The 11,083-nt window shown below is 57.0% G+C and carries 7 protein-coding genes and 1 rRNA gene; 7 read left to right on the top strand and 1 reads right to left on the bottom strand.

The features are described from left to right. Nucleotides 1–5: 5 nt before the first annotated feature. Nucleotides 6–119, top strand: a 5S ribosomal RNA gene (rrf, locus tag DNK49_RS11375). A gap of 229 nt (nucleotides 120–348) precedes the next feature. Here the strand turns inward: rrf and DNK49_RS11370 are convergent. Next, a complete protein-coding gene (locus DNK49_RS11370; protein WP_110524574.1) occupies nucleotides 349–798 on the bottom strand; it encodes a MaoC family dehydratase in 450 nt (149 codons plus the stop codon). A 340-nt stretch (nucleotides 799–1,138) separates the two neighbouring features. On the opposite strand from DNK49_RS11370, the gene DNK49_RS11365 reads away from it, so the two are divergent. The 6 genes from DNK49_RS11365 (at nucleotide 1,139) to DNK49_RS11340 (ending at nucleotide 11,082) form a co-directional block, all read left to right on the top strand. Continuing rightward, nucleotides 1,139–2,521, top strand: a complete 1,383-nt coding sequence (locus tag DNK49_RS11365; RefSeq protein ID WP_110524572.1) for a TIGR03013 family XrtA/PEP-CTERM system glycosyltransferase — start codon at nucleotides 1,139–1,141, stop codon at nucleotides 2,519–2,521. Between the two features lie 61 nt (nucleotides 2,522–2,582). After that, nucleotides 2,583–4,670, top strand: coding sequence for an XrtA/PEP-CTERM system histidine kinase PrsK (gene prsK, locus DNK49_RS11360; RefSeq protein ID WP_110524570.1), 2,088 nt, complete (start codon nucleotides 2,583–2,585; stop codon nucleotides 4,668–4,670). Beyond that, nucleotides 4,663–6,021: a PEP-CTERM-box response regulator transcription factor gene (prsR, locus tag DNK49_RS11355; RefSeq protein ID WP_110524568.1), complete on the top strand. Its 1,359-nt coding sequence runs from the start codon at nucleotides 4,663–4,665 to the stop codon at nucleotides 6,019–6,021. Before prsK ends, prsR begins: the two co-directional genes overlap by 8 nt. An 8-nt stretch (nucleotides 6,022–6,029) precedes the next feature. Then, the gene (gene prsT, locus DNK49_RS11350; RefSeq protein WP_243632328.1) at nucleotides 6,030–8,831 is read left to right on the top strand and encodes an XrtA/PEP-CTERM system TPR-repeat protein PrsT; all 2,802 of its coding nucleotides are present in this window, start codon (nucleotides 6,030–6,032) and stop codon (nucleotides 8,829–8,831) included. Nucleotides 8,832–8,871: 40 nt separating this feature from the next. Further along, the gene (locus DNK49_RS11345; RefSeq protein ID WP_110524566.1) at nucleotides 8,872–10,152 is read left to right on the top strand and encodes a nucleotide sugar dehydrogenase; all 1,281 of its coding nucleotides are present in this window, start codon (nucleotides 8,872–8,874) and stop codon (nucleotides 10,150–10,152) included. 30 nt (nucleotides 10,153–10,182) lie between these two features. Next, the gene (locus DNK49_RS11340; protein ID WP_207806954.1) at nucleotides 10,183–11,082 is read left to right on the top strand and encodes a lytic transglycosylase domain-containing protein; all 900 of its coding nucleotides are present in this window, start codon (nucleotides 10,183–10,185) and stop codon (nucleotides 11,080–11,082) included. Nucleotide 11,083: the final 1 nt, after the last annotated feature.

Raw genomic sequence — 11,083 nt, 5'->3', positions numbered from 1 at the left:
ATAAGTCTGACGACCATAGCTGCCTGGTCCCACCCCTTCCCATCCCGAACAGGACCGTGAAACAGGTACGCGCCGATGATAGTGAGATCCGCTCTCGTGAAAGTAGGTCATCGTCAGACTTAACCCAATAAGAAGCCCCAGTACATCTCGATGTACTGGGGCTTCTTCCGTCTACCGCTCTGCCCATCAATAAAGAACACAAAACCTCGTGCTCAACTCGTGACTTTTCTCCGGGACCTGCTTCATCAAGTCCTAGGGACTCGATGAAGATTCAGCTGAGCCCCGAGGGCTTTGCTGCTGCACTACACGGCTGATTTGCAATGCTGGGTGGGCTCTAACGGGTAGTTACTACGAACGAGGCGGAATGAAAATTTCGGCCTCTCCAGTCAGGACGTCCTTTCCCTTTACGGTACACGTCGTCGTAAACAGCGCCCGACGCTTCTCCGGGTTGAGTCCTTTCACCGTTACGCTTGCTACGACAGTGTCGCCTGGCTTGACGGGCGCCTTGAACTTCAATGTTTGTGACAGGTAAATACAGCCGGGGCCAGGGAGCTTGGTGCCGAAAACGGTGGAGATGAACGCAGCAGACAACATGCCGTGTGCGATGCGCCCGGCGAACATCGTGCTGCTGGCAAACTCTTCATCGAGGTGAACGGGATTGGTGTCCCCTGAGACTCCTGCAAACATCAGTATGTCCGCTTCCGTTACGGTACGGGAGAACGAGGCACTCATCCCTTCCGACAAGTCTTCAAAATTGTATCCGTACATCTCTGTAAAGTTTCGGACTGATTCACTCATGGGAAGGCTCCTGTGGTGTTGATGCAAGTGTTTCCTTGGGCAAAAGCATAGCTTAGTTGCTCAATGTCGGGCAGGTATAGCGTTCCATCCGTGCGTAAGGATGTGATGACTGTCATACTTTTGTGCTATCATTCACGCCGCTTTCAATTCTTGAATATGTCTTTTTAAAACAGTTGTTTATGGCTGTGCTTGATGTTCTTCGGATAGGCTGGCGTCGTTCGTGATCAGTTTAACGCTGGTGCTTCGTGAGTTCAGTTATCGTGTCACCAATACGACACGACCGCAGCCTTATGTCGCTGGCAGACCTCCAGTCCGTTATGGCTGATCACAAGGGATCATCATGCTGAAAGTTTTCAGTCACTACTTTCCCTCGCACACATTGCAACAGATACTGTTTGACGCCTTGCTGCTTTTCTTTGCAGTGGTCGTCGCTGTCGTCTTGCAGCTCCATGCGGAGTTCATCGATTGGCCAGTGTTTCTTCCGTCTGCCCTTGCTTTTTCAGTGTTGATGGTAGGTTTGAACTCGGCGATGGGGCTCTATCGCCCGGCATCCCAGGATTCTCACAAGGCGGCGATTGCTCGCGTTCTGTTGTCGGTCGTGGTGAGTCTGCCTGTGGCCTATGCGGTGTTTCAAGTGCTGCCGTGGGCGGACTTTACCTCCAGCGCGACCAAAGCGTCGGTGCTATTGCTTCTGGGGGGCATACTGTCCATGCGCGCGTTGGTGAATCGGCGCCAGACTTCTGCCTTGTTTGCACCGAGGATCCTCATCATCGGAACGGGTGCGGACGCCCTCTCGGTACAGCGCGCACTGAGTCATCCTAGCCAGGGAGGGCAAGAGGTTGTTGGCTTCTTTGCTCCTGGTGTCGATGATCCCGTTCAAGTAGATCCTTCGAAAGTGTTAAGTGGCAAGAATCTTCTTGAGGTTGCAAAGCGTCTCCGGATCAATGAAGTCATCGTCGCAGTCAGGGAGCGTCGGGGGGGGACGGTGCCCCTGCGAGAGTTGCTTGATTGCAAGCTGTCAGGGATGCGGGTGCTGGATCTCTCTTCGTTCTTTGAGCGTGTGCAGGGGCAAGTACGGGTAGATTCATTGCGAGCCAGTTGGCTGATCTACGGTGACGGCTTTCGCCAGAATCTGGGGCGCGCGGTGGTCAAGAGGGTTTTCGACCTTGCGTGTGCCCTTCTCCTGTTGATTGTGGCTGCGCCGGTCATGCTTGTTACGGCCCTGCTGATCTTGTTGGAGGATGGCGGTCCGGTTTTTTATCGGCAGGAGCGGGTCGGCTTGGGTGGGCGGATATTTCGCGTTACCAAGTTTCGTAGCATGCGGACCGACGCAGAGAAGGACGGAAAACCACGTTGGGCGTCATCGAATGATGACCGTGTGACTGCAGTTGGTCGAGTGATTCGTAAGCTGCGTATTGATGAGTTGCCGCAGTTGATCAATGTGCTTGTTGGCGACATGAGTTTGGTCGGGCCTAGGCCGGAGCGCCCCTATTTTGTGGACCAGCTTGCTGCGGAGATCCCGTTTTACGGTGTGCGACACTGCGTCAAGCCGGGTGTGACGGGCTGGGCACAGGTCCGGTATCAGTACGGCTCTTCGGTTGATGATGCTATCCAGAAGCTTCAGTATGATCTCTATTATGTGAAGAACCACACTCTCGTGCTCGATACGCTGGTACTGTTCGAAACGGTTCGGGTGGTGTTGACCGGAGAGGGTGCGCATTAAGCCCCCTTGCGCATGACGGCCTGATTCGGAGTTCCGGCGGGCTTCTCCTGAGAGGTTCGTATTGGCTGAGTTTGCGATTTGGGGCTATGGGCTGGCGGCGATTGCCTACCTGTGTTTTGGGGGGTATTTCTATGCGGCATGGAAAGGGGCGTCGACAGGCGGGGCGCTACTCGTTGCCGTACTGGTGTCCTGTGCATGGGCAGCAGTCTCCTGTTGGGCAGCTTTAGCTCCTGGGGAGCATATCGTCATTGCGGCGCAGGTGCTCGATGCGATTCGCAATGGAGCTTGGTACCTCTTCATCCTGATGCTGCTGCGCCCGCTTACCCGGGGTATGGGAGGATGGGTAACCGGTGCGGCAGTGCTTGTCTGCTCTGCACAACTGGTTTCCATTGGCGTTTTGGCGATTGAAGGGTTTGCAGATGAGCCGACCCAGAAAATCAGTATTGCGGCAACCTTGGTTGCTGCTGTACTTGGATTGGTGTTGGTCGAGCAACTGTACAGGGGGATGCCTGCGGAGTCGCGCTGGGGCTTGAAGCCACTTTGTCTCGGGCTTGCTGCGGTCTACATGTTCGAACTCTATGTCAGTTCGGATGCGTTCCTGTTTGGTCGTACTGATGGTGACATGTGGTCGGTTCGGGGTGTGGCGCATGCTTTGGTGTTGCCGCTGATCGCATTGTCTGGAGCGCGTAATCCCTCGTGGTCGCTCCGCATGTCGCTGTCGCGCGAAGCGGTTTTTCATTCCACGGCACTGGCGGTTGCCGGTTTGTACCTGCTGACTGTGGCAAGTGCAGGTTATTACGTCCGTTACTTTGGCGGTGAGTGGGGGCGTGCGCTTCAGGCAACCTTGTTGTTTGGCGCGCTCGTGCTGTTGGCAGTTTTCTTCTTCTCCGGCTCCCAGCGTGCCCGCTTGAGGGTTTTCCTGAACAAGCATTTGTTTCCGTATCGATATGATTACCGGAACGAATGGTTGAGGTTTACACAAGCCCTGTCGTCCGCAGACGGCAAGCTGGACTTGGGCCAGTCGGTCATTCAGGCCCTTTGTCATCTCGTAGAAAGCCCTGGCGGTTGTTTATGGCTGCGGGCTCAGGATGGTCGGTATGTGCTGCATGCCGTATTGAATCAACGTCTTGAAGGCATCGTCGAGCCTGATGGTTCCAGTCTTGTTCGCTTTCTCGAGAGCAAGGAGTGGGTCATCAATCTCGAGGAGTACCGTATCAGTCCTGGGGTGTATCAGGGGCTGGTCCTGCCCGACTGGCTTGTGCAGTTTCCACAGGCTTGGTTGCTTATTCCCTTGAGGAGCGGGAGTGGCCTGATTGGCTTTGTTGTATTGAGCGCCCCGCGTGCCCGATTCGACATAGATTGGGAAGTGCTGGACCTGTTGAAAACGGCACAGCGTCAGGCGGCGAGTTATCTGGCTCGCATGCAGTCGGCTGAAGCGCTTATCGAGGCGCGCAAGTTCGAATCGTTCAACCGGATGTCGGCCTTTGTCGTTCATGACTTGAAGAATCTCGTTGCGCAATTGTCATTGATGATGAAAAACGCTGAACGTCATCGGCACAATCCAGCGTTCCAGGACGACATGCTCGAGACCGTCGCTCATGTTGAAGCAAGGATGAGAAGTCTGATGGCGCAGCTACAGGAAAAGCGGTCGGTTGATCCGCCGCGTTTCACTGATCTTGTCGCACTTGTTGAGCGTGTATGTCGAATCCGCAGGAGCCACAGGCCTGCGCCGCTGGTTGAGGCGATGCCCGAGCATGAAGTGCTGGTTTCCGGACATCCTGAGCGATTGGAACGAGTGATTGGTCATATCGTGCAAAATGCACTTGAGGCGACTCCTGAGGATGGTAAGGTATCAGTCTGCATGCAGCTTGAATCCCAGCGCTGTGTCCGGTTGCTGATTCGGGATACCGGCAAGGGCATGTCGGATGCGTTTATTCGGGAGCGTCTGGCAAGACCGTTCGAGACAACCAAGGCGAGTGGTATGGGAATCGGGGTGTACGAAACACGCCAATACATCAGGGAGTTAGGAGGGGACGTGGTTTTCGAGAGCGAGGTAGGCGTAGGAACCCTGGTCACGATTGAGCTCCCTCGAGTCCTGCGTACGGATGGTGCAGTCGAGGAACCTGGAGTCGTTGCACAGCATGGCTGACAAGCTGCGTACCTTGTTGATCGTCGAAGATGACCCCGCACTGCAGAAGCAGATGCGATGGGCTTTCGATGGGTTCGAAACGGTCGTGGCAAGCGACCGCGAGAGTGCGATTGCACAGTTGCGTCGCCACGAGCCACCCGTGGTCACCATGGATCTCGGTTTGCCGCCTGCTCCGGATGACGTTACCGAGGGCTTTCAGTTACTGTCAGAGATTCTCGTGCTCGCGCCGAGTACCAAGGTCATCGTGTTGACCGGACAGCATGATCGAGAGAACGCAGTCCGTGCGGTGGGGATGGGGGCGTACGATTTTTTTGGTAAGCCCTTCGAGCCCGAATTGTTGGCCTTGACGATTGATCGTGCCTTCCGGCTCTATGATCTGCAGGCAGAGAACGCTCGTCTGCAAGAAGTGCAGGCGGGAGCGCTCGCCGGCCTGTTGACGCGGGCTCCTGCCATGCAGAAAGTCTGCCGGACGATCGAACGGGTATCGTCGGCATCGGTGACAGTTACCTTGCTCGGTGAGAGTGGTACTGGCAAGGAGGTATTGGCGCGCGGACTGCATTCGATGTCGCCACGTGCGAAGGAGCGGTTTGTTGCGATCAATTGCGCGGCGATTCCGGATAATCTGCTTGAAAGCGAGCTTTTCGGTTACGAGAAAGGCGCGTTTACGGGTGCGGCCAAGCAGACTCCCGGCAAGATCGAAACGGCGCACAAGGGAACCCTGTTTCTGGACGAAATCGGCGACCTCCCAATGCCTCTGCAGGCAAAACTGTTGCGGTTCCTGCAAGAAAGGGTCATTGAGAGAATCGGAGGGCGGCAGGAGATACCCGTTGATGTTCGGGTCGTATGTGCGACTCACAGGGATCTCAAGGCGCAGATTCAAGCGGGATTGTTCCGTGAGGATCTCTATTACCGCCTGGCCGAGATTGTTGTGGAGATTCCGCCGTTACGGGAGCGTCTTGGCGATTCCGTATTGTTGGGGCAGGCCTTTGCACAGCGTTTTTCCAAGGAGCATGGCCGTTCAGCATTGTCCTTGTCTGAGGATGCGCGTGCGGCCATTGAGGCGCATTCATGGCCGGGAAACGTGCGCGAATTGGAGAACTGCCTGAAACGTGCGGTGATCATGGCCGATGGCAATCGAATTACTGCAGAGGATCTTGGTTTGAGCGCGGTCGAGGAGGACGTCGAGCATCTCAATCTCAGGCATGTACGGGATGAGGCGGAGCGTCGGGCCGTCGTTCGGGTGCTGGCCCGCACCGGCGGCAACATTGCCAAGGCCGCTGATATTCTGGGCGTCAGTCGCCCTTCGCTGTATGACTTGATGAGCCGGTTTGGCTTGAAGAAGGAGCTGTGATCTTGGCCGTGAGTAAGAGTTCGACGACCCCGCTGTTGCGTGGCGCCCGTCCCAAGTTGCGTCTGATGAGTGTCCTTGCGACGGCTTTGATCCTTTCTGCATGTGGCGACAGTCCTGATGCCATGGTGGAGTCAGCCAAGCGTTACCTCAGCTCAAACGATGTCAACGCCGCGTCCATTCAGCTCAAGAATGCGCTTCAGGAGAAGAGCGACCTCGCTGAGGCGCGTTATCTTCTGGGACGCGTGAATTTGCTGCAGGGGGACATTCCGGGTGCATTGAAGGAACTGCGGCGTGCCGCCGAGCTGGGCTATCCTGCAGCAACGTTGGCTCCCGTTATGGCGCAGGCACTGGTCCGTTCGGGCGAGTTCGATCAGGTGTTGAAGGATTACGCCGACTTCAAGGTGCCGGAGGTTGATGCTCAGGTTCAGGTCATGGGCGCCGTCGGCGATGCCTACCTGGGTAAGGCGGACCCGGCGGGGGCAGCACGGACGTTCGAAAGTGCTCTCACCTTGATGCCGGAACACGCGCCGTCGCGAGTTGGCCTGGGCCGGGCGAAGATGCTCGCTGGCAATCTTCAGGGGGCATTGGACGAGGCGGAGGCTGTGGTTCAGCAGTCGCCCGCCTTGGGTGAGGGGTACATGCTCCTTGCCGATATCCGCTTGGCACAGGATAAGCCTGATCTCGCGCGGAAGGCACTGGAGGCAGCCGCAACTGCGCAGCCCAGTTCCATCGTCTATCAGTTTGCGCTGGCTTCCTTGTTGCTGCGATTGAACGATTTTGATGCTGCAGCAAAGCAACTTGAGGTCATGAAACGGGTTGCCGGGGGTCATCCTTCAACCAAGTATGTGGACGCGTACCTCCACTTCCGTCATGACCGTATCGCGGAGGCTCGTAGCGGCGCCCTCGATGTCGTCAAGAGTGCGCCCGACTTCATGCCGGGGCAACTCCTGGCTGGGGCGGTATTGATTCGCCAGAATGATCACGCTCTGGCGCGAACTCACTTGAACCGGGTGATTGAAAAAGTACCGGGTCTGGTGCTTGCCCGAAGACTGTTGGCTGCATCCTATCTGTCAACAGGGGAAGCGGCGCGTGCACTGGAGACCATCACGCCAATTCTGGCTGCCGTCGTGCATGACCCTGCCTTGATGTCGCTGGCTGGGCAGGTCTACCTTGCCAATGGAGACTTCGAGAAGGCGGAGTTGATTCTCCGAAAATCTGCGGATATGGCGCCCGACAATGCTCGTGCTCGCACGCGGCTAGGCGTTGCCCGACTGGCGGCTGGAGATACCGCACGTGCGTTTGCAGATCTCGAAGCCGCAGCGGGCATGGATGACACCACTGGACAGGCCGACCTCGCACTGATTCTTGCGTACACGCGGCAAGGGCAGTTCGATAAGGCACTTGATGCCCATGCTGTGCTCGATCGGAAGTTACCGAACAACCCCCAGACCTACAATCTGAAAGGTGGGATTCTGTTGGGGAAACGTGATATTCCCGGTGCGCGACAGGCATTTGAGCGTGCGCTCGCCCTGAAGCCGGATTTCGTTGCGGCGGCGATCAACTTGGCACGTCTTGATCTGACGGATAAGAAGCCTGAGTTGGCGCGCGAGCGTTTTAACAAGATCCTGCAACTGGATGCACGCAATGTCGAAGCACTGCTGGCTTTTGCGGAGCTGCAGCAGACATTGGCTGAGCCACCGGCTTCGGTGTTGAGTACGCTCGAGCGCGCTCAAGAGGCGACCCCAACTGGACTGTTACCCAAGCTGGCGCTTGTACAATTTCACTTACGCAATCGTGAGCCGGCCAAGGCTTTAAATGTCGCTCAGCAGGCTGTTGCGTTGCAACCCAATGATCCCAGGGCTGTGGAGTCACTTGCCCGTGCTCAGCAGGCCTCTAGCGCCAATCAGCAGGCCATTGCCACACTCAACCGACTGGTAGGTCTGCAGCCACAGTCACCGCAACCTCTGATATTGCTTGCGGATGCTCATCTTGCCGCAAAAGAGGAGAGCGTCGCTGAACAGGTGCTCAACCGTGCTCTGGATTTGCAGCCCGATCTTGCCGAGGCGCACCAGCGCCTGATTGCAATTCAGCTGAGTCGTGGCGATCGGGACGCGGCCTTGCGAATCATCAAGACGGTCCAGAAACAGCGGCCCGATTTTGCACAGGGATATATCTTGGAAGGCGATGTGCTTGGTCAGGCAGAACGTTGGGCGGATGCAGCAGGGGCATTTCGTAAGGCGCTGGATCTCGGGAAAACCGCGGAAGTCGTCAGCAAACTGCACGCATCCCTGGTGCGTATCGACCGAGGGGCGGAGGCTGAGCGGGTCATGAACGACTGGCTCAAGGCTGAACCCAAGGATCTGGTTGCTCGTGGCTACATGGCAGAACGTGCGCTGGCGGACAAGCGCTATCCGGATGCGGCGCGCTTGTTCAAGCTCATGCACGAACTGGCTCCCGACAATGCGCTCGTTCTCAATAATCTTGCCTGGAGTGCGGCGCAGGCCAAGGATCCAAAGGCGCTCGAGTACGCTGAGCGAGCATTGGCCCTGGCACCTGACAACCCGGTTGTGCTGGACACGGCTGGCGTTATCCAGGTTGACCAGGGGCAGGCGGCCAAGGGCTTGGCCAATCTGGAGCGTGCGGTGTCGATGTCGCCAGACCTTGTCCCCCTGCAATTGAACCTTGCGAAAGCCTATATCAAGCTTGACCGCAAATCGGATGCCCGCAAGATCCTGGACGTCTTGATGCCGAAACTGAAGGCTGATACGCCGGTGCATGCAGAAGCTGCTCAGCTGCTGAATACATTGTGATCCCGGCTCAAGCTCGGGTTTTGACGAAGGATGGAATGCGATGACGACGATTGCGGTAATTGGTTTGGGCTATGTGGGGCTCCCGTTGGCGGTCGAGTTCGGCAAACGGTTTCGGACGATCGGGTTTGACCTGTCTGCGGCCAAGGTGGCTGCCTATCGTGAGTTTGTGGACCCCACTGGTGAGGTCTCCTCTGAGGACTTGCGGGCAGCAACGCAGCTGACTTGTCATAGCGAGCCGTCGGTCCTTCGCGATGCTGATTTCATCATTGTGGCTGTCCCGACGCCGGTCGACGACGCACATCAGCCGGATTTCACACCCTTGGTCAAGTCTTCGGAAACCGTGGGGCGCAATCTCAAACGCGGTGCAGTCATCGTGTTTGAGTCCACAGTCTATCCTGGTGCAACCGAAGAAGTCTGCATTCCAATCATCGAGCGTGAGTCCGGGCTGAAATGGAAGCAGGATTTTTTTGTGGGCTATTCGCCAGAGCGTATCAATCCCGGCGATAAGGAGCGGACCGTCACCAAGATCGTCAAGGTGGTTTCCGGTGATACCCCTGAAACACTGGAGACGATCAAGCGCATCTATGGTGCAGTGATCACCGCTGGCGTCTATCCAGCCAGCTCGATCAAGGTCGCCGAAGCGGCGAAAGTCATCGAGAATACACAGCGAGATCTCAACATCGCATTGATGAATGAGTTGGCACTCATCTTTCACCGGATCGGGATCGATACGCTGGAAGTGCTGAAGGCTGCAGGCACGAAGTGGAACTTCCTACCCTTCCGCCCGGGCCTGGTGGGTGGGCACTGCATCGGCGTCGACCCCTATTACCTCACGCACAAGGCGGAGATGCTTGGCTATCATCCTCAGGTCATCCTGGCAGGACGTCGCATCAACGATGGTATGGGCAAGTATGTCGCCGAACAGACCGTCAAGCAAATGATCGGCGCAGGGTCAAGCATCAAGGGGGCTGATGTGATTGTGCTTGGCCTCACCTTCAAGGAAAACTGTCCCGATCTTCGCAACAGCAAGGTGATCGACGTTATCCGCGAACTGCAAAGTTACGGCTGCTCGGTTCATGTTCATGACCCGGTGGCTTCATCCGACGAAGCTGTTCATGAATATGGAGTTGCGCTGACCGAATGGGATGCGCTGCCCACTGCCCAAGCCATCGTCGCTGCGGTATCGCATGATCACTATATCAAGATGCCCCTGCCTGCGTTGTTGAGCAAGTTGGCGCCCAAGGGGGTATTTGCCGACGTCAAGTCGTGTTACGACGCCGAAGCGCTGGCAGCTGCGGGTGCAACCGTCTGGCGTCTGTAAAAAGGTGTATTGTGGTGGCGGGGTGAGGTGATGAAACGCTTGCTGGCATGCGCTGTAGTGATGTCAGGGCTACTGCCTGCCCCCTCCGTCGCAGTGGCGTCTGACCTGGTTGCGGCTGCTTTTGCCGACCATGCCCGTTATCTGGCGGTTCAGGCGCTCAGCTATGAACATGGAGAGGGGGTGAGGCGCGACCCCGAGCATGCGGCGGTGCTGTACTGCGAATCCGCCCGCCTGGGGGAGCCTGAAGCCATGTATGCCCTGGGCTGGATGTATGCCAATGCGCGTGGTGTCGCGCGCAATGACGCCTATGCGGGCACCCTGTTCGCAATGGCGGCGTTTCTAGGTAACCCCCATGCTGAGAAGATGTTGCGGTTTACCGGCCCCTATACGGGCGAGGTGCCCGATTGCCTGCATCCCCCGCCTGAAACACTACTTGAAGCCTGGCCCGCCGATGAGTTGATCGCTGCAATGTCGGGCGAGCGGCAACGTATTGCCCGCCTGCTGGTTGATCTGGCACCGCGTTACGGTATACAGCCGCGACTTGCGCTCGGGATCGCCTTGGCGGAGTCCAATCTCAACGCTGAAGCCCTGTCACCCAAGAACGCAATGGGTGTCATGCAATTGATTCCCGAGACTGCGGCGCGCTTCAATGTCCGTCAGCCGCTGGATCCGGAGCAGAACATCAAGGGGGGGCTGGCCTATCTACGTTGGTTACTGGCCTATTTTGAAGGTGATATCGCGTTGGCGGCGGCGGGTTATAACGCCGGAGAAGGGGCGGTCGATCGTTTTCGGGGCGTTCCGCCCTACAAGGAAACACGTCTTTATGTTGAGCGGATTCTCGCTTTTGTACGTAATCAACGACATCCATACGACCCTGATGTCGTATCGCCCAGTTCAGTGATGTCGGCTCAGCGCCTGGTTGCGCAGTGAG

Source organism: Parazoarcus communis SWub3 = DSM 12120 (assembly GCF_003226565.1).
Classification (GTDB): domain Bacteria; phylum Pseudomonadota; class Gammaproteobacteria; order Burkholderiales; family Rhodocyclaceae; genus Parazoarcus; species Parazoarcus communis.
The sequence above is the reverse complement of the archived record's forward strand: the minus strand, read 5'-3'. Positions and strand labels throughout refer to the sequence as shown.

What these genes read in the sequence shown, in the direction of transcription:
- DNK49_RS11370 (WP_110524574.1), bottom strand. Translation starts at nt 798, where the DNA reads ATGAGTGAATCAGTCCGAAACTTTACAGAGATGTACGGATACAATTTT.
- DNK49_RS11365 (WP_110524572.1), top strand. Translation starts at nt 1,139, where the DNA reads ATGCTGAAAGTTTTCAGTCACTACTTTCCCTCGCACACATTGCAACAG.
- prsR (WP_110524568.1), top strand. Translation starts at nt 4,663, where the DNA reads ATGGCTGACAAGCTGCGTACCTTGTTGATCGTCGAAGATGACCCCGCA.
- DNK49_RS11345 (WP_110524566.1), top strand. Translation starts at nt 8,872, where the DNA reads ATGACGACGATTGCGGTAATTGGTTTGGGCTATGTGGGGCTCCCGTTG.
- DNK49_RS11340 (WP_207806954.1), top strand. Translation starts at nt 10,183, where the DNA reads ATGAAACGCTTGCTGGCATGCGCTGTAGTGATGTCAGGGCTACTGCCT.